This window comes from Larsenimonas rhizosphaerae, from assembly GCF_026240105.1.
Lineage (GTDB): Bacteria > Pseudomonadota > Gammaproteobacteria > Pseudomonadales > Halomonadaceae > Larsenimonas > Larsenimonas rhizosphaerae.
The window spans coordinates 1,249,154-1,267,942 of sequence record NZ_JAPIVE010000001.1 but is presented as its reverse complement, the minus strand read 5'-3'; the positions used below and the strand labels follow the sequence as shown (position 1 = coordinate 1,267,942).

The window sequence follows — 18,789 nt, the reverse complement described above, 5'->3', positions numbered from 1 at the left end:
CTCAAAAGGCGTCAAAGGCGTGGCGTATCCACTGGATGTCGGGCGCGGCTTCATCACCGTCCAGAGCCACGACATCAAAGCGCGATGCCGGTTGCGGGAATTTCTGCAGGTAGCGAGTGGCGGCCCGGATAAGGCGCTGTTGCTTTGCCGGCGTGATGCTTTCAAGCGCTGATCCGTGGGCGCTTGACTTGCGGTACCGCACCTCGACAAACACGAGGGTATCATCCTCGCGCATGATCAGGTCCAGTTCCCCACCGGGAAAGGTCAGGTTGCGTGCAACAAGCTGCAGGCCCCGGGCCTGCAGCCAGCGCGCGGCCAGGGTTTCCATTCGGCCGCCACGAGCACGGGTGTTAGAGGCTTTCGTCCACATTGACGCTGCTCGATGAGGTCAGGGTAGGCAGCGAAGGAATGCCGTTCTTGAACTGCGCCCAGGGCAGTATGCGCTGAAAGCGATGCTGTGGGCCCAGGTGCAGTGTACCGGTTGCGCCCCGCATTTCGCTGGCAGGTACCTGCTGAATCAGCGGCAGGCGTCGGCCAAGTTCCAGTGCATCAACGCCCATGGCCTTGAGTTTGAGCAGCGATGGCGAATCGCCCTGCGCCAGTTGGCGGTAGTCATCGGCAAAGGGCAATGCCTCCTTGCCGCCTGCTGCAGGGTCGGGGATCTGCCAGGGAATATCACAGAACAGCACGCCATTCATGTCATGGTCGAGGTGAGGTTGTGGGGTGCCCTGGTAGAGGTGGGATGTGCCGTAGACCGGCAGATTGTTGGCGTAGTAATAGTTCAATGTGGGCGGAATCTGACGAGCATAGCCTGGCAGTGCCAGCAGAAAGAGGGCGTCGGGAGTTCTTCCGCTGCGCAGGGCCTTGCTGACGGCGGAGGCAACAGATCCTTTCGGGTCATAGCTTACGCTGCTGGCCAGCTGGCCCCCTTCCTGCTGCCACCGCTGCTGGAAGGCCTCCATGACACGCTGCCCCCAGTCATTGTCAGGGACCATGACAGCCGGGTTGCGGTGACCGTCCACCCAGGCGCGATGTGCGGCTTCACGCGCTTCATCCTCGGCAGACAGGCCGTATTCGTAAAGATTGTCGGCCTTGTTGGTGTCACTGGTGCCGTAATTCAGGGCCAGGGTGGTAACGGGTACATTGCCCATCTTCTCAAGCGAGGTGACCTTGTCCTTGTCCAGGGGCCCGATAACCAGCTGGGCACCCTCCATCATGGCCTGTGCGTAAAGGCGTTTGATGTCCTGGCCACTGGAATCATGAAAGGTGATCTGAGGCATCTGTTCGCCGGCAGACGCGGCCGTTGAGTTACGTGTCCTGATGCCTTCGCGAATCGAGTCTGCAATGGTCTTGAGCGGGCCGGATTCCGGCAGGAATACAGCGATGCGGCTGATCTGACGGCCTTTGGCATCACCCAGCGCGGCCAGGTCACTGGGCAGGCGTCTGGATGCAGGGTGCGATGGGCGTGACTGTTGCCAGCGTGATACTGCATCGAACAATTGCTGCAGGTCGCCGCCCTGGTCTCTGGCGACCTGGGCCAGGCTGATCCAGCCTGCAGACCAGCCGCCAGTGTCGGAAAGGGTGTTCAGTTGCGTTTCATCCAGCCGTGCTACCTGACGCCAGATGGCATCATTCAGGCTGGTATCATCGGTTTCATTCTGCAGTGTAATCAGCGTGATGGCGGCCTTGAGGGGCTGATTCAGCAGGCCAAGTGCTTCGCCCTTGCGCTGTGCCAGTGTCTGACGATTGCTGTCGGAGGTGGGGATGGATTCTACCGACTCGATGGCCGTCAGGGCTGATTTTCCATCGTGCTGGGTAATGGCCGTCTGGCTGGTCAGCAGTGCCCACTGCACACGACCATCGGCCGGTAGCAGGGTGTCGTTCATGTTTTTCAGCAGATCCAGCGCCTGCGCCGTCCTGTCCTGCCGTGCTAGGATACCGGCGGCCTGAAGCCGGGTAGTGGCCGCTTCAGCGCCCTGTTGCTGCCGTGCCTGGGTAATCAGTGCCTGAGCCGATGGCTCGCCACCACCAAAGGGGCGAGAAATCGATGAGCCCGCACACCCGCCCAGTGTAAGGGTGATGGCCGCTATGGCAGCGGCGGATCGCCATGAGGTACGCATGTAGTCTTGCCTCTTTAATCAACCTTGATCGGGGCGTCTGGCGCCTTCTCCATGTGTCCGCCTGGAGGCGGTACTGAGACAGTGATCTGTACAGAATGTGGACAGCGAATGACTCAAAATCACGAAGGGGCATTGTACGTGGTTGCCACACCGATTGGTAACCTCGAAGACATTTCCGCGCGTGCCCTGCGGCTATTGGGCGAGGCTGACCTGATTGCTGCGGAAGATACCCGTCACAGTGCGCGGCTGCTGGATCATTTCGGTATTCGCGGGCCTTTGATGTCACTCCATGAGCACAATGAAGCGTCGCGGATCGATACGATGGTCGCGCGTATCGAGCAGGGGCAGAACATTGCACTGATCAGCGATGCCGGTACGCCGCTTATTTCCGACCCGGGGTATCGTCTGGTGCAGGCACTCCGTGAACGTGGCAGTCGCGTGGTGCCGGTCCCCGGTCCCTGCGCCCTGGTCACGGCGTTGAGTGCAGCCGGACTGCCTTCGCAGCCATTCACCTTCCGCGGGTTTGTTTCGGCGAAGGCGCAGGCTCGCCTGGAAGAGCTTGAGCGCAGCGTGCGAAGCGTGGGAACCCAGATCTTTTATGAATCTCCCCATCGGATTCGTGCCTTTCTCGAGGCGCTTGAATCGCTCGTGCCCGAGCGTCGTGTCGTCCTGGCGCGTGAACTGACCAAGACCTTCGAAACCTTTCTGGATGGCACGCCGCCTGAACTGCTGGCTCGCATCGAGGAAGATCCCAATCAGGCGCGGGGCGAGTTTGTGGTGCTGGTGGAAGGAGCGCCGGCGCTGGAAGGCCAGCAGGAGCATGTTGATATTGAAGCCGAGGCGCTGCTCGAGGCCCTGCAAGCCGAGGGTGTGGGGGTCAAACAATCGGCGGCCATTGCGGCCAGGTTGCTGGGTGGACGCAAAAAGCAGTGGTATCAACGACTTCTGGATAAAGGTAACGGCGTGTAGAAAAAGTGCATCCAGATGTCACTGATCAAAAACAGCAGTTGAGGGGGGGCAGGGGCACTGGTATTCTTCTCCGCCTGGGAGTCGGCCGGACAGTCGCCGCTGAAGCATGTCTTCGGGGGAGGAAAGTCCGGGCTCCACAGGGCAGAGTGCCAGGTAACGCCTGGGCGGCGCGAGCCGACGGAAAGTGCAGCAGAGAGTAGACCGCCAAAGCAGTCTGACTGCCGGTAAGGGTGAAAGGGTGCGGTAAGAGCGCACCGCGCGACTGGCAACAGCTCGTGGCATGGTAAACCCCACTCGGAGCAAGACCAAATAGGAACCCTGAGGTGTGGCCCGCACTGGGTTCGGGTAGGTTGCTTGAGGGACGTGGTGACGCGTCTCCTAGAGGAATGACTGTCCTCGACAGAACCCGGCTTACAGGCCGACTCCCTCCCATTTCCTTTCCGCAAGCCAATTTATAGCTTCGAGTACCCCTCAATGTCATCAGGCCCCGCACCGTCTCAGGACTTCATTCATAAAAGCGTCCTGCTCGACGGGGCGGTGGACCGGCTGGTGCAGGTCCCTTCCGGTACGTATATCGACGGCACCTTCGGGCGAGGCGGCCATTCCCGCGCCATCCTGGGGCTGTTGGACGATGCCGGCCGGCTGCTGGCCATGGACCGTGACCCTGACGCGCTGGCGGCGGCAGCCGAAATCACCGATCCCCGCTTTTCAATTACCCGCGGTACCTTCTCGACACTGGGCGATCTGGCTCATGAGCAGGGCCTGCATGGCAGTCTCGATGGCATTTTGCTGGATATTGGCGTGTCCTCGCCTCAACTTGATGATGGTGAGCGCGGTTTCAGCTTCATGCGTGATGGCCCGCTGGACATGCGGATGGATCCGGACAGCGGTCAAAGTGTGGCCACCTGGCTGGCGACGGCCTCCGAGCAGGACATGGCCTGGGTGATGAAAACCTACGGTGAAGAGCGCTATGCAAAGCGGCTGGCGCGTGCAATTGCCACCGAACGGCTTGAACGGCCGATCGAGACCACCCATCACCTCGCGCGCCTTCTGAAGGATGCGCACCCCGCCTGGGAAAAGCACAAGCATCCTGCCACGCGAGCCTTTCAGGCCTTTCGCATTTATATCAATGATGAGCTGGGGGAACTTGAGCGTGCGCTCGACAGCGCGCTTGAGGCGCTGGCCGTGGGCGGACGTCTGGTGGTGATCAGCTTTCACTCGCTGGAAGACCGGATCGTCAAGCGCTTCATGCGTGACAAGGCGCGCGGCGACCAGTTGCCCCGGCATTTGCCCCTGCGCGATGACCAGCTCAACAAGCGGTTGACGCTTGTCGGCAAGGCACTCAAACCGACCCGGGATGAAATAGAAATGAACCCCAGGGCCCGAAGTGCTGTCATGCGTGTAGCGGAAAAACTGGCATAAGAGGACGTATGGCGAAGCGCAGGCGCTCACAGCTACGGTATGAATTTCTCGGACAGCTCCCCTTCAGTCCGCGCTTTCGGGTGACGTATGTCGGGGTGGGTATTCTGTTTTTGCTGGTGGTTATCTCGGCATTTGTCGTGGTTTCCAGCGCACACCATACGCGGGTCCAGTATGTGCGCCTGCAAAAGATGGAGCGCCAGCATGATCAGTTGCAGACGACGTGGAGTCGTCTGCTGCTGGAGGAAAGTACCTGGTCTTCTCCCTCCCGGATCGAGGCACTGGCACGCAAGCGCCTCGATATGCATGTGCCTGATGTCAATGAAAGTAGAGTAATTCGTCCATGAGCCAGCGACGCAATCAGGCGCCTTCTTCCTCGACGCACCATGCCATGTCTCCGTGGCGGTTTCGGTTCATTGTCCTGTTGATTCTGATGGCGCTGGTGGTACTGGCCGGGCGCATCGTGTATCTGCAGGTGGTGGATCAGCCCTTTTTGAAGGGGCAGGGTGATGCCCGTACGCTCCGTGTTGAAACCATAGATGCCCACCGGGGAATGATTACCGACCGTGATGGTGAGCCGCTGGCGGTGTCCACGCCGGTAGTGACGCTCTGGGCCAATCCCCAGGAACTGCCCACGGACAAGGCCACGCTGACGCAACTGGCCCAGGCGCTGGGTGAGAGACCGGCGGATTTCATTTCGCGAGTGGATAACTACCGCAATAAATCCTTCATGTATCTCAAGCGTCAGGTAACGCCGGAGCCGGCCCAGAGCGTGCTGGATCTGCAGATTACCGGTGTATACGGCCAGCATGAGTACAAGCGGTATTACCCTACCGGCGAGGTCATGGCCCAGCTTCTGGGGGTGACCAATATCGACGACAAGGGGCAGGAAGGGCTGGAGCTGGCCTATAACGATTACCTGACCGGTACGCCCGGCAAGCGCCGCGTCCTCAAGGACCGCAAGGGGCGGCTGGTCCGTGATCTGCACCTGATTCGTGACGCTGAACCCGGCGGCAATATGCAGTTGTCCATCAACCTGCGTCTGCAGTACATGGCCTATCGCGAACTCAAGGCTGCCGTGGCCGAGCACCATGCCGATGCCGGTACACTGGTCATGATTGATGCCCGCAACGGCGAGGTGCTGGCGATGGCCAATGCGCCGTCCTTCAATCCGAACAACCGGGCCAACCTCGACCCGGCCGGGCTCAGGAATCGTGCGATTACCGATGCCTTTGAGCCCGGGTCCGTCATGAAACCGCTTGCCATGTGCGCCGGCCTTGCCTCAGGCAAGTTTACGCCGGATACCGTTATTGATACGTCGCCTGGCTGGATGGTGCTGGACCACCGCTACACCATCAAGGACAGCCTCGATTTCGGCAAACTGACCATGACCGGCATCATTACCAAGTCCTCGAACATCGGCATGACACATATGGCGCTGGCGCTGCCTGACGCGGCAGTCTGGAACATGTACAACGCAATGGGACTTGGGCAGCCCCCGGAGCAGATCAATTTCCCGGGTGAAGGGGACGGCAGCCTGCCATCGCCCTTCAGCTGGTCAAAGGCCAAGCGTGCCACGCTGGCCTACGGTTATGGTCTGTCGGCATCGGCACTGCAGATTGCAGCGGCCTATACGGCCATTACCAACGATGGCGAGCGTATTCCGGCCACCCTGTTCAAACGGCGCGATCCGGTCAAGGGCAAGCAGGTGGTGTCGGCCAAAATCGCCCATCAGGTGCTCAAGATGATGGAAACGGTGGTAGAGCCCGGCGGCAGTGGTCATCGGGCGGCCGTGAACGGTTATCGGGTAGCCGGCAAGACCGGTACCGTGCGCAAGGTGGGTGCCGAGGGATATCAGCGCAAGGCGTACCGTGCCAACTTTGTCGGCATCGCGCCCGCCAGTAATCCCCGGATCATTACCATGATTTCGATCGATAACCCCAAGGGCAAGGAATTCTACGGCGGCCAGGTGGCGGCGCCGATCTTTGCCCGGGTTGCCGGCAAGGCGCTCCGACTGCTCGATGTGCCCCCGGATGACCCTCATGATACCGCGGAGGCCACACGATGAATTCAGGAAGCGACACGGTCACGCGCGCCAGTGTGTTGCAGATGCTTGAAACCCTCTGGCCGGGTAACGTCTGGCCGGTTCTGCCGGCCAGAACACGTCTGGTAACGGATTCACGCCTGCTCAGGGCCGGTGATGTCTTCCTGGCGGTGCCTGGCGTAGTCGCCGATGGACGAGACTATATCGTCCAGGCTCTGCAGGCAGAAGCTGGCCTGGTGCTTGCTCATGTGGATGACGATGCTGAAGCAGGGCCGGTTGAAGGCGATCACCGCGTGATGGCCGTAACTGACCTGAAGGGCCGGCTGGGCGTGCTGGCCAGAGGAATCCATCAGGTGTCGGACAGCCTGTTCGTGTCGGCAGTGACCGGTACCAATGGCAAAAGCTCGGTAGCCCATTACCTGGCGTCACTGACCGAAGCGGTCGCGGGGCCATGCGGGCTTATGGGTACGCTGGGCGTAGGGCGTCCAGGGCAGTTGACGGATACCGGCCTGACGACGCCGGGCATCGTGGGCATTCAGGCCGCACTGGGGGCGTTGTCAGCCGATGGGGTGACGCGGGTCGTGCTCGAGGCTTCCTCGCATGCTCTGGATCAGGACCGCCTGGCGGCCACGCCGATTCACACCGCCATATTTACCAACCTGACCCGGGATCATCTGGATTATCACGGCAGCATGGCGGCCTACGCCGCAGCCAAGGCGCGACTGTTTCGTCGACCGGAACTGGCTCTGGCGGTGGTCAATGAGGATGATCCTCTGTCGCGGCTGATGGTGGCGGGCTGCGGCCCGGCAGTTCGGGTCCTTCGTGTTGGTCATGGCGACAGCGCCGACTTCAGGGTGCTGTCACATCACCCCGAGGATACGGGGCAGTCTGCACGCGTGATGACGCCGGAGGGCGAGGTCACACTATCGCTGGGGCTGATGGGGCATTTCAACCTGACCAACGCCCTGCTGGCGCTGGCCGCCGCCTACGGTCAGGCGCTGGCGCCGCTGGAGGTGCTTCTTGAGGCGATGGCGCAACTGGCGCCGGTGCCAGGCCGAATGGAGCGTATCGCCGCACCCGGGCCCACCGTGATCATCGATTACGCGCATACGCCTGATGCCTTGACCAATGCCCTTGAAGCCCTTCGGGATCACGTGCCGGGCAGGCTCTGGTGCCTGGTCGGCTGTGGTGGTGACCGGGACAGCGGCAAGCGTCCGTTGATGGCTCGCGCTGCGTGTGATGGGGCAGACCGGCTGGTGATTACCGATGATAATCCACGCAGCGAATCTGCCGCCGCGATTCGTGACGAGATGCTGGCCGGCGTGAAGGACGTGCCGGGAGTGCAGGCCGTGGCTGACCGTCGTCAGGCAATCGAGCAGGTGATTCGCGAAGCGGCCCTGTCCGATGTGATTCTGATTGCCGGCAAGGGCCACGAAACCTATCAGGAGATCGCCGGCATCAAACATCCCTTTTCCGATCACGATATCGCCAGGACAGCACTGGAGGCGCGTCATGATGCATGAACTGCGCCGGCTGGCTGACGTACTGCAGATCACAATACCCGAGGGGCTCGGTGGTACATTCAATCGCATCGTGACCGATACCCGGCGTCTTGAGCCCGGGGACGTATATGTTGCGCTGCGAGGCCAGCAGTTTGATGGCCACCGGTTCGTGGCACAGGCACTCCAGGCGGGAGCTTCAGCGGCCCTGGTCGAGCAGGCGGAAGATGATGATGTCCGTCAGCTGGTGGTGCCGGACACACGGCTGGCGCTGGGGCTGCTGGGACGGGCCTTTCGGCGTCAGTGGGGAGGCCAGGTACTGGCCGTGACCGGTAACAGCGGCAAGACCACGGTCAAGGAAATGCTGGGGGCGATCGTGTCTCGAGAGGCGCCTTCCCTGGTGACCGAGGGTAATCTCAACAACGATTTTGGCGCCCCGATGACATTGCTTCGGTTACTGCCTGATCATCGTCGTGCCGTGATCGAACTGGGGGCCAATCATACCGGTGAAATTGCCTGGACAGCGTCACTGGCCGAACCGAACATCGCGGTAGTAACCAATGTGACGGGGGCGCATGTCGGTGAGTTTGGAAGTCCGGGACTGATCGCCCAGACCAAGGGGGAGCTGGTTGCGGCGCTGCCTGATGATGGGGTCGCAGTGCTCAATCATGACGATCACTATTTTCCATTCTGGTCTGCCTGTGCCTCTCCCCGGCGAGTGGTCAGTTTTGGATTTGATCCCCGGGCGGATGTCCGGGCGGAGGCGCTGACGTGTGACGCCGATGGGCACTATGCCTTCGATCTGATGGCTCATGGCGAATGTCTCGGGCGAGTTCAGCTGGGTGTGCTCGGTCGCTACAACGTCAGTAATGCGCTGGCAGCAGCAGCAGCAGCGCAGCTGGCGGGTCTTGACGGGGATACCATCCTTGCCGGGCTGGCGTCGTTTGAATCCGGCAGGGGGCGCATGCGTGCGGTCGCCGGATGTCGAGGTACCCGGCTGCTGGATGATTCCTACAATGCCAATCCCGGTGCCATGTGTGCGGCGATAGACGTGCTTGCCTCGCTGCCGGGCCCCCGCTGGTTTTTCATGGGGGCCATGGGTGAGCTGGGAAGCACCAGCGAAGACTCCCATTATCGGGTTGGCGCGTATGCACGCAAGGCCGGGCTCGACATGATCTGCACGTTTGGAGAAGGTGCACAGCCTGCGGCGGCGGCATTTGGTTCCGAAGGGCGGCACTTTGACGACTGGGACGCGTTTGAAGCGTTTGCGTTGCAGCACTTGCCTGCCGGTGCCAGTGCGCTTGTGAAGGGGTCGCGCTCAGCGCGAATGGAGCGTCTTGTCGAGGCGCTGTCGGCAGGTCGGTAATTAGAAGCAGGTGAAAAAAATACTATGTTGCTTTTTTTGAGTGAACTGCTGTCCCACATCAACAGCAGTTTCAATGTGTTTGGTTATCTGACGCTGCGCTTGATCCTTGCCACGCTGACAGCACTGTTGATGTGCCTGTTGATAGGCCCCTGGATGATCCGTCGTCTGGTCGACGGGCAGATTGGCCAGGCCGTGCGGGACGATGGTCCCAGGTCACATCTTTCCAAGGCAGGAACGCCCACCATGGGGGGCGTCATGATTCTGGTGTCGATCGCGGTATCGACGCTTCTATGGGGCGATCTGCGCAATATCTATGTCTGGCTGGTGCTGCTTGTAACGCTGGGCTTCGGTGCCATTGGCTGGGTTGATGATTACCGCAAGGTGGTCGAGAAGAATCCTCGCGGCCTGCCGGCCAAATGGAAGTATACCTGGCAATCCGTCATTGGCGTGATTGCCGCTGTCGTATTGTATGCCACGGCGCACTCGCCAGCCGAAACCAGCCTGATCGTGCCGTTTTTCAAACAGATCGTGATTCCGCTGGGTGCCTTCTATATGGTGCTGAGCTACCTGGTCATCGTCGGCAGTTCCAATGCCGTCAACCTGACGGATGGCCTGGATGGTCTGGCCATCATGCCGACCGTACTGGTGGCCATGGGCCTGGCTGTATTTGCCTACGCCAGTGGCAACAGTGTCTTCGCTTCCTACCTGCATATTCCGTTCATTCTGGGTTCGGGGGAGCTGGCCATCTTCTGTGCGGCCATTGTTGGTGCCGGGCTGGGCTTTCTGTGGTTCAACACGTATCCCGCTCAGGTGTTCATGGGCGACGTGGGAGCGCTGGCTCTCGGCGCTGCACTGGGTACCGTCGCCATCGTAGTGCGTCAGGAGATCGTGCTGTTCATCATGGGTGGGGTGTTTGTGGCCGAAACGCTCTCGGTCATGATTCAGGTCACTTCCTACAAGTTGACCGGCAAGCGCGTGTTCCGCATGGCGCCGCTACATCATCACTACGAGCTCAAGGGCTGGCCCGAGCCGCGTGTCATTGTGCGTTTCTGGATCATTACCGTAGTGCTGGTGCTGCTGGGGCTGGCTACGTTGAAGGTGCGCTGAGATGATCAATCAGGTGCCTGACGGCGTAACACTGGTAGTGGGACTAGGCGTGTCCGGCATGGCGATCGCACGTCACCTGGCCTGCGAAGACGTGCCTTTCATGATGGCCGATACGCGCGTCGCGCCTCCGGGGCTTGCGGCATTTCAGGCTGAATTTCCAGCGGTGGCTGTCTACACCGGTGAGCTGTCGGCACTGGACATGCGTCTGGCCCGCGAGGTGGTTATCAGTCCTGGGGTATCGCCGTTGACGCCAGGCCTGCCATCCCGTGTGGTGGGCGAACTGGCCCTGTTTGCTCGTCGCCGTCAACGTTTTCCGGCGTCGCGGCTGGTGGCAATTACCGGTTCCAATGCCAAGTCCACCGTGACCACGCTGGTCGGAGCCATGGCCCAGGCGCAGGGTATCAAGGCGGCGGTGGGAGGTAATCTGGGGCTGGCCGCTCTGGAGCTGCCCGAGGACGCTGATGTGTATATCCTGGAGCTGTCTTCCTTTCAGCTGGAAACCACCGAGCCGCTCCATGCCGACGTGGCCTGTTATTTGAACCTCAGCGAGGATCACCTGGACCGCCATGGGGATCTTTCAGGATATGGCCGGGCCAAGCAGCGCGTGTTCGAAGGAGCGCATCTGGCCATTGCCAACCGCCAGGATCCGTTGACCCACCCGGTGGTGCCTTCGATGCCGACGGCCTTCTTTACCCGTAAGGCGCCCCGATCCCCAGATGAATGGGGGCTGGCCGATCGCGACGGCGAACGCTGGCTGATGCACGGCGAGATTCCCCTGATCAAGGCGGCCGACGTCGTCATGCAGGGCGAGCATAATCTGACCAATGCGCTGGCAGCGCTTGCCATAGGCGAGGCCATGGGCTGGTCGATGGCCTCGATGTGCCGGGTTCTTGCAAGCTTCAAGGGGCTGCCTCATCGGATGGAGCTGATCACACATCATAAGGGGGTGGCCTGGATCAATGACTCCAAGGGAACCAATGTCGGCGCGACCCTGGCGGCTATCGACGGCCTCCGTGCCGAGTGCGATGGACAGCTGATTCTGCTGGCAGGCGGGATTGGCAAGGGGGCGGATTTTTCGCCGCTGGCTCGCGCCCTGCGTGGCTGCGGGCAGGCCATTGTCTACGGACGTGATCGGGCGTTGCTGGAGGTGGCCCTGGCACCCCATGTGGCTGTTCAGTGTGTGGATACGCTGGCAGAGGCCTGCCAGGCCGCTGTCGCATGTTCCCGTTCCGGTGATGTGGTGCTCTTGTCGCCCGCCTGTGCAAGCCTTGATCAGTTCGAAAATTTTGAAGCGCGCGGTGAGGCGTTTCGGCAGTATGTGACGCAGCAGGAGCAGGCTCATGAAGTGGAGTGAATGGCAGCGCCGCTGGTCTACCGAGCATCATGTCATCGATGGCTGGCTGTTGCTGTCGGCCATTTCGCTGATGACCATCGGCTGGATCATGGTGACCTCTGCGTCCACCGAGGTGGCGACCAGTCTGACCGGTAACGCGTATTACTACAGTATCCGTCATGGCATCTTCGTACTGATGGCTGCAGTATGCGGCTTTGTGGTCATGCGGGTGCCGATGGTGTGGTGGCGCCGTAATGGTCCAACACTGCTATTGATTGCAGCCATTTTGCTGGCGGCGGTGCTGGTGGTCGGGCGCGAGGTCAACGGCAGCCGCCGCTGGATATCGTTAGGCCCCATCAATCTGCAGACCTCCGAGGTGGCCAAGCTGTTCATGGTGGTTTATCTCAGTGGCTATATCGAGCGTCATCTGGTGCGGGTACGCACGACCTGGTGGGGGTTTCTTGCACCGCTGTTTCTGACCTTCGGCCTGGGTGCACTACTGATTCTTGAACCGGACTACGGAGCAACCGTGGTACTGCTGTCTACCGCCATGGGAGTGCTGCTGCTGGCCGGGGCGTCGCTATGGCGTTTCATGCTGCTCTCCGGCGGCGTGGTCGTTCTGGGGGCCTTCATGGCGGTGGCGGAGCCGTACCGTATGCAGCGTATTACCAGTTTTCTTGATCCCTGGGCCAATCAGTACGGCACCGGCTATCAGCTGACCCAGGCATTGATCGCCTTCGGACGCGGTGGCTGGGAAGGGCTCGGGCTGGGCAATAGCGTTCAAAAGCTGTTTTATCTGCCGGAAGCGCATACCGACTTCGTGTTTTCTGTTCTGGCGGAAGAGCTGGGCATGGCCGGCGCGGTAGGGGTCGTGATCCTGTTCGGCATTCTCATCTCGCGGGCCTTTGTGGTGGGACGCACGGCCGAAACCTCGGGACGGCTTTTTTCAGCCTATGTCTGTTATGGCATCGGGCTGGTCTTTGCGGCTCAGTCCTTTGTCAATATTGCCGTGAATATCGGCTTTCTCCCGACCAAGGGGCTGACGTTGCCACTTCTGAGTTATGGTGGTTCCAGCCTGATTGTCAGCGGTGCCATGGTAGGGCTGCTTTTGCGGGTTGATGGTGAGACGCGGGCACGTCGCCGTATTGCCGCAGATGTCAGCAAGCGCAACAGGCGTGAGGTCAAAAAGGCTGAGCAGGGAGGTCAGGCATGAGTACGCCGAGACGCGCACTAATCATGGCAGGGGGGACGGGCGGACATGTTATTCCGGCCCTGTCACTGGCCCGGGCGTTGACCGAGCTTGGGGTGGAGGTGCACTGGCTGGGCACCCCTCGTGGGATCGAGAATACACTGGTGCCTGAGGCCGGGTACCCACTGCATCATGTACGCGTGGCCGGACTGCGTGGCAATGGCGCTGCCGGCTGGTTAAAGGCGCCCTTCAAACTGGTAGCGGCGCTGCACCAGGCGCGGCAGGTGATTCGTGCCGTGTCGCCTGGCATCGTGATTGGCCTGGGTGGATTTGCCAGTGGCCCTGGGGGAGTGGCCGCCCGACTCGGTGGCTGCCCGCTGGTGATCCACGAGCAAAATGCAGTGGCCGGCATGACCAACACACTGCTTTCATACCTGGCGACCCGGACGTATGCCGCCTTTCCCGGGGCATTCAAGGACCGGCGAGGAGCCATTGTTGTAGGTAATCCGGTGCGTAATGACATTGCGATGCTGGGCGAGCCGCCCCGTGAGGTTGCGGACATGACTGACCGGCCATTGCATCTGGCAATTACCGGAGGCTCTCTGGGCGCACAGTCACTCAATGACACGGTTCCAGCCGCCCTGGCGCGCCTGCCTGACGCGAAGCGTCCGCTGGTGCGCCATCAGGCCGGTCGCGGCAAGGGGGATGCGGCGCGTGCGGCTTATGAACAGGCTGGTATACAAGCCGAAGTGTCGGAATTCGTGACCGATATGGCCGCGCTTTATCAGTGGGCTGATGTGATGATCTGTCGCTCCGGAGCGCTGACCGTTTCGGAGCTGGCTGCCGCAGGGAAGCCGTCCGTGCTGGTGCCTTATCCGTTTGCCGTTGACGATCATCAGGCTGTCAATGCGCGCTTTCTGGTTGACCATGGCGCTGCGGTCATGATTCGACAGTCTTCGTTGAATGATGAGGGGCTGGCTACCACGCTTGAGACGCTGCTGTCTGCTGATGTGCTTGCCGACATGGCACACAAGGCACGCGCGCAGGCAAAACTGGAGGCCATGACCATCATGGCCAGAGACTGCATGGAGATAGGGTTTGATCAGTAATCAAGAGTCTCGCAGCGGTATGCGCCGCATTCGCCGCATCCACTTTGTCGGTATCGGCGGTTCGGGCATGTGCGGGATTGCCGAGGTGTTGAAAACGCAGGGGTTTGATGTCAGCGGCAGTGATCTCAATGCCTCGTCAGTCACCGAACATCTGATGGCGCACGGTATCCGTGTCTATATCGGTCATCAGGCCGAGCACGCGTACGACGTGGACGTCGTGGTGGTGTCCAGCGCCATTGATACGACCAACCCCGAGATTCAGCACGCCCGGGAACACCGCATTCCCATTGTCCGCCGTGCGGAAATGCTGGCGGAATTGATGCGTTTTCGCCATGGCATTGCGGTGGCGGGTACACATGGAAAGACCACCACCACCAGTCTTACCGCCACCCTTTTGGCTGAAGGCGGCCTGGATCCGACCTTTGTCATCGGGGGAAGGCTGACCAGTGCAGGAACCAATGCGCGGCTGGGTGAAGGGGATTACCTGGTGGCAGAGGCGGATGAGTCTGACGCTTCATTTTTGCACCTGCAGCCCATGACCTCGATCGTGACCAACATCGATGCCGATCACATGGCCACCTATGAAGGGGATTTTCAGCGGCTGCAGGATACCTTCCTGGAGTTCCTGCACAACCTGCCATTTTATGGCCTGGCGGTACTGTGCCTGGACGACCCGATCGTTCGGCGGCTGATGCCCCGGGTGCAACGGCAGTTTGTAACCTACGGGTTTGATGCCGAAGCCGATTACCGCATCACCGATTTCACACAGGATGCGGGCCTGGTGCGTTTTACGGTGGAGCGTCCTTCGGGTGTCCCTCTGCCGGTCTGTCTGTCGATGCCTGGCGAACATAATGCCCTGAACGCGCTGGCAGCCATTGCGGTGGCATGTGATGCCGGGGTCAGTGATGATGCTATCGTGCGAGCCCTTCGCGGATTTGCAGGGGTCGGGCGCCGCTTTCAGGTTCATGGTGACTTCGAAATCGCAGGTGGCAAGGGACAGGTCATGCTGGTGGATGACTATGGTCATCACCCGCGTGAAGTGGAAATGGTGATCAAGGCCGTACGGGAAGGATGGCCGGAGCGACGTCTTGTCATGCTGTATCAGCCACACCGCTTCAGCCGTACGCATGATCTTTATGAAGATTTCGTCAGGGTGCTTTCGAATGTGGACACCCTGCTGCTGCTGGACGTTTACAGTGCCGGCGAAGCCGCCATTCCCGGGGCAGACAGCAGGTCGCTGGCCGGCTCGATTCGCCAGCGTGGCCAGGTCGACCCGTTGTTTGTGGAGGGCAAGTCGGCCTTGCCGACGCTACTTGAAAACGTGTTGCGTGATGGTGACATTCTGATTACCCAGGGCGCTGGGGATATCGGCAGTATCAGCACGACGCTGGCCCGGTGCCAGCTGCAGATCAGTGAAGAGGACATGACATGACGGCTCCTGAGCAGTATGGGCGCGTGGTAGTGGTGTATGGCGGTACATCTTCCGAGCGAGACGTGTCGCTCATGAGTGGTGGGGCAGTACTGGCCTCTCTCGAAAAAAACGGCATCGATGTCATTGGGTATGATCCTGCCGAGGCCGGGCTGCCCGGGCTGATCGCTCTGGCGCCGGATCGGGTCTTTATTGCCCTGCATGGCCGGGGAGGGGAGGACGGTACGCTTCAGGGCGCGCTGGAACTTCTTCATATTCCCTACACCGGTAGCGGTGTGATGGCCTCGGCGCTGGGCATGGACAAGGTTCGTACCAAACAGGTCTGGAGTGCACTGGGATTACCGACGCCTCAAAGCGAGCGGCTTGATGCATCAACCGACTGGGATGCGCTGGCAGATCGCATCGGCCTGCCGATGGTCATCAAGCCCGTCAATGAAGGCTCTACACTCGGGCTTACGATCGTGCGTAGCCGGGATGCCCTGAAGGTGGCCTGGGAGCGTTCCTGCCACTACGACCATGCCGTCATGGCTGAGCGATTTGTCGAGGGGGAGGAATATACCGTATCGGTCATTGAGCAGCAGGTGTTGCCGGCCATTCGCGTGGAAGCACCCAATGGCTTTTATGATTACGAGGCCAAGTACTTTTCCGACGAAACGCGCTACCTGCTGCCCAGCGGTCTGAGCGAGCATGACGAGGCCGAGCTGGCAGCCCTGAGTCTGGCGGCCTTCAACGCCGTCGGCTGCGAGGGCTGGGGACGTGTTGATATCATGCGTGATGCTCAGGGTGGGTTCTGGCTGCTTGAGGTCAATACTTCGCCGGGCATGACCAGTCATAGCCTGGTGCCTCAGGCGGCTGCACATATCGGGATCGATTTCGATGCGCTGGTATGTCGTATTCTTGATACGACCCTGCCTGCCTCATCCTCTTCTTCGTTGAAGGCTTAATATGGCAAGCGTGGTTTCCAATCGGTTGCTGGGGCTGGTGTTGATCGTTGCCCTGCTTGGGGCAGGGGGGCGCACGCTGTGGCTGTGGCTGGACAAGCCCATACAGCGTATTGCCATCAAGGGTGAGCTCAGGCACATCAACACGGCCTACCTCAATCAGCAGGTGTTGCCCATGGTGAAGGGGCAGACCTGGTTATCGGTTGACCTGCAGGATCTGAGAACGAAAATCATGCAGGCCGGCTGGATAAGGAATGCACGAATATCACGTCGGTGGCCCAGTACGCTGGTGGTCGATATCGATGAGCGGCGGCCGGTCGCCTACTGGAACGACGGACAGTTGCTGGGCCAGGATGGTGAGGCCTTTTCCCTCAAGGGGGTGACGAACGTGGGTCAGTTGCCGCATCTGGGAGGGCCGCCGGGCAGCGGTCCGGAAGTGATTGATTACCTCGATTACCTTCAAAGGCTTCTGACGCCGCTGTCGTTGTCCGTATCCCAGTTGCGACTTGAACCTCGCGGTGCGTGGCGCTTTCAGGCCAATGACAATTTCTGGGTCATGGTAGGCCAGGACGACCGGGAGCAGCGCCTGAAGAGGTTCATCGCCGCCTGGCAGCGCGACCTTGAAAGCAGGCATCGATCGATTCGTTATATTGATTTGCGCTACCCTAACGGGATAGCGGTATCCTGGCATGGTGAAAGTGCGGCGGCAGATTAATACCTGAAATGATTAAAAATGGTTCTATTACCTTAAGTTAAAACCCGTTTTCATACGTTAAATTATACAGCGACTTTGCTTACAGGTATTTCTTTCAGGCGTTAATCGCCGTATTCTCGACATAATATATGTGGTTTTCTGTTTTTTTACCGTTTGCCAGGGTAGGTGCACGGTGATCTTTTTCATATTTATACCGAGCTGGACAAGGAGCAGGCCCGACCTATGGCAGGTGAATCCAATGTATCCAATATGGTTGTCGGGCTGGATATCGGGACATCCAAGGTAGTTGCCATTGTCGGGCAGCCTGCCGATGATGGCGGTGTCGAAATTGTAGGTATTGGCTCTCATCCCTCACGAGGCATGAAAAAAGGCGTCGTGATAAATATCGAATCGACGGTATTGTCCATTCAGCGCGCCATCGAAGAAGCTGAGCTCATGGCTGGCTGTGATATTCATTCAGTATATGTGGGTATCGCGGGGAGTCATATCAGTTCGATGAACTCCGATGGCGTTGTGGCCATCAAGGACAGGGAAGTGTCGCCCTCGGATATCGAGCGTGTCATTGACTCGGCCCGTGCTCGAGCAATTTCCGAAGGTCAGCGCATTCTTCACGTGCTGCCTCAGGAATATGCCATCGATACTCAGGAAGGTATTCGTGAGCCGTTGGGCATGTCCGGCGTTCGGCTTGAAGCACGAGTCCATCTGGTCACGGCGGCGCTCAATGCCGTACAGAATATCGAGAAATGCGTCCATCGCTGCTCCCTTGAAGTTGATGACATCATTCTGGAGCAGCTGGCATCCAGCCATGCGGTGCTTACCGAAGATGAGCGTGAGCTGGGTGTCTGCATGGTGGATATCGGTGGCGGAACCACGGATATCGCCGTTTTTACCGAAGGCGCGATTCGCCATACGGCAGTAATTCCCATCGCCGGCGATCAGGTCACCAATGATATTGCCATGGCGCTTCGTACGCCAACGCAGTATGCAGAAGACATCAAGGTCAAATACGCCTGTGCACTGACCCAGATGGCCAGCAGTGATGAAACCATCAAGGTGCCAAGCGTAGGTGATCGTCCGGCCCGTGACCTGTCTCGCCAGTCTCTGGCGCAGGTGGTCGAGCCGCGGTACGAGGAATTGTTTACGCTGGTGCGTGAAGAACTGCGTCGCAGTGGATTCGAGGATCTGGTTGCGGCAGGTATTGTACTGACGGGGGGCACCTCCCGGATGGAAGGCGTGGTCGAACTGGCAGAGGATATTTTCCACATGCCGGTGCGTATCGCCTGCCCGCAGAATGTCAGGGGATTGGCGGATGTAGTGCGTAATCCGATTTATTCGACAGGCGTCGGGCTGCTGCTATACGGTATCAGGCATGCCCGTCAGGCGCCCCAAGGTCCGGCTCGCCAGCCCGGTGATACGTCGCGTAAATATCCCGCAGAGCGCACCCAGTCGCAGGACGCGCTTTCCGCGCTAGAGAAAGTGAAGCGCTGGTTCAAAGGAAACTTTTAATAACTTCAGGGGGCTATCGACCGATAGCCACAGGAGACGGGGC

General features: G+C 59.9%; 16 protein-coding genes and 1 other RNA gene. 15 read left to right on the top strand and 2 right to left on the bottom strand.

Translation table 11 applies throughout. The annotated features are described in order from the left end of the window. Position 1: 1 nt before the first annotated feature. Together OQ287_RS05870 and OQ287_RS05865 are read right to left on the bottom strand one after the other, a co-directional pair. The gene (locus OQ287_RS05870; RefSeq protein ID WP_265895820.1) at positions 2 to 370 is read right to left on the bottom strand and encodes a YraN family protein; all 369 of its coding nucleotides are present in this window, start codon (positions 368 to 370) and stop codon (positions 2 to 4) included. Next, positions 351 to 2,120, bottom strand: a complete 1,770-nt coding sequence (locus tag OQ287_RS05865) for a penicillin-binding protein activator (protein ID WP_265895819.1) — start codon at positions 2,118 to 2,120, stop codon at positions 351 to 353. The genes OQ287_RS05870 and OQ287_RS05865 overlap by 20 nt, the downstream gene beginning before the upstream one ends. Positions 2,121 to 2,228: 108 nt before the next feature. On the opposite strand from OQ287_RS05865, the gene rsmI reads away from it, so the two are divergent. The 15 genes from rsmI (at position 2,229) to ftsA (ending at position 18,746) form a co-directional block, all read left to right on the top strand. Further along, complete coding sequence (rsmI, locus tag OQ287_RS05860; RefSeq protein WP_265895818.1) at positions 2,229 to 3,089, top strand: 16S rRNA (cytidine(1402)-2'-O)-methyltransferase; 861 nt, start codon at positions 2,229 to 2,231, stop codon at positions 3,087 to 3,089. 77 nt (positions 3,090 to 3,166) lie between these two features. Continuing rightward, positions 3,167 to 3,519, top strand: an RNA gene (gene rnpB / locus OQ287_RS05855) — RNase P RNA component class A. A 44-nt stretch (positions 3,520 to 3,563) separates the two neighbouring features. After that, positions 3,564 to 4,511: a 16S rRNA (cytosine(1402)-N(4))-methyltransferase RsmH gene (gene rsmH / locus OQ287_RS05850; protein WP_250937621.1), complete on the top strand. Its 948-nt coding sequence runs from the start codon at positions 3,564 to 3,566 to the stop codon at positions 4,509 to 4,511. Between the two features lie 8 nt (positions 4,512 to 4,519). Beyond that, positions 4,520 to 4,855 (top strand): cell division protein FtsL, encoded by a 336-nt coding sequence (gene ftsL, locus OQ287_RS05845; RefSeq protein ID WP_250937620.1) that lies wholly within the window; start codon positions 4,520 to 4,522, stop codon positions 4,853 to 4,855. Then, positions 4,852 to 6,576, top strand: a complete 1,725-nt coding sequence (locus OQ287_RS05840) for a peptidoglycan D,D-transpeptidase FtsI family protein (protein ID WP_250937619.1) — start codon at positions 4,852 to 4,854, stop codon at positions 6,574 to 6,576. Before ftsL ends, OQ287_RS05840 begins: the two co-directional genes overlap by 4 nt. Beyond that, positions 6,573 to 8,075, top strand: coding sequence for a UDP-N-acetylmuramoyl-L-alanyl-D-glutamate--2,6-diaminopimelate ligase (locus OQ287_RS05835; protein WP_265895817.1), 1,503 nt, complete (start codon positions 6,573 to 6,575; stop codon positions 8,073 to 8,075). The genes OQ287_RS05840 and OQ287_RS05835 overlap by 4 nt, the downstream gene beginning before the upstream one ends. Beyond that, entirely contained in the window at positions 8,065 to 9,417 is a 1,353-nt protein-coding gene (locus OQ287_RS05830; RefSeq protein WP_250937617.1) for a UDP-N-acetylmuramoyl-tripeptide--D-alanyl-D-alanine ligase, read from the top strand. Before OQ287_RS05835 ends, OQ287_RS05830 begins: the two co-directional genes overlap by 11 nt. Before the next feature lie 24 nt (positions 9,418 to 9,441). Next, a complete protein-coding gene (gene mraY / locus OQ287_RS05825) occupies positions 9,442 to 10,524 on the top strand; it encodes a phospho-N-acetylmuramoyl-pentapeptide-transferase (RefSeq protein ID WP_265895816.1) in 1,083 nt (360 codons plus the stop codon). Between the two features lies 1 nt (position 10,525). Continuing rightward, positions 10,526 to 11,878 carry a UDP-N-acetylmuramoyl-L-alanine--D-glutamate ligase gene (murD, locus tag OQ287_RS05820; RefSeq protein WP_322974100.1) on the top strand — a complete coding sequence of 451 codons (1,353 nt, stop codon included), beginning with the start codon at positions 10,526 to 10,528 and terminating at the stop codon, positions 11,876 to 11,878. Continuing rightward, complete coding sequence (gene ftsW, locus OQ287_RS05815; protein ID WP_250937614.1) at positions 11,865 to 13,070, top strand: putative lipid II flippase FtsW; 1,206 nt, start codon at positions 11,865 to 11,867, stop codon at positions 13,068 to 13,070. The genes murD and ftsW overlap by 14 nt, the downstream gene beginning before the upstream one ends. After that, positions 13,067 to 14,155 (top strand): undecaprenyldiphospho-muramoylpentapeptide beta-N-acetylglucosaminyltransferase, encoded by a 1,089-nt coding sequence (murG, locus tag OQ287_RS05810; protein ID WP_265895815.1) that lies wholly within the window; start codon positions 13,067 to 13,069, stop codon positions 14,153 to 14,155. Before ftsW ends, murG begins: the two co-directional genes overlap by 4 nt. Before the next feature lie 19 nt (positions 14,156 to 14,174). Then, positions 14,175 to 15,587, top strand: a complete 1,413-nt coding sequence (gene murC, locus OQ287_RS05805; RefSeq protein WP_250938052.1) for a UDP-N-acetylmuramate--L-alanine ligase — start codon at positions 14,175 to 14,177, stop codon at positions 15,585 to 15,587. Further along, the gene (locus tag OQ287_RS05800; protein ID WP_265895814.1) at positions 15,584 to 16,528 is read left to right on the top strand and encodes a D-alanine--D-alanine ligase; all 945 of its coding nucleotides are present in this window, start codon (positions 15,584 to 15,586) and stop codon (positions 16,526 to 16,528) included. Before murC ends, OQ287_RS05800 begins: the two co-directional genes overlap by 4 nt. Before the next feature lies 1 nt (position 16,529). After that, positions 16,530 to 17,240 carry a cell division protein FtsQ/DivIB gene (locus OQ287_RS05795; RefSeq protein WP_250937594.1) on the top strand — a complete coding sequence of 237 codons (711 nt, stop codon included), beginning with the start codon at positions 16,530 to 16,532 and terminating at the stop codon, positions 17,238 to 17,240. Positions 17,241 to 17,462: 222 nt separating this feature from the next. Next, a complete protein-coding gene (gene ftsA, locus OQ287_RS05790; RefSeq protein WP_250937592.1) occupies positions 17,463 to 18,746 on the top strand; it encodes a cell division protein FtsA in 1,284 nt (427 codons plus the stop codon). Positions 18,747 to 18,789 lie beyond the last annotated feature (43 nt).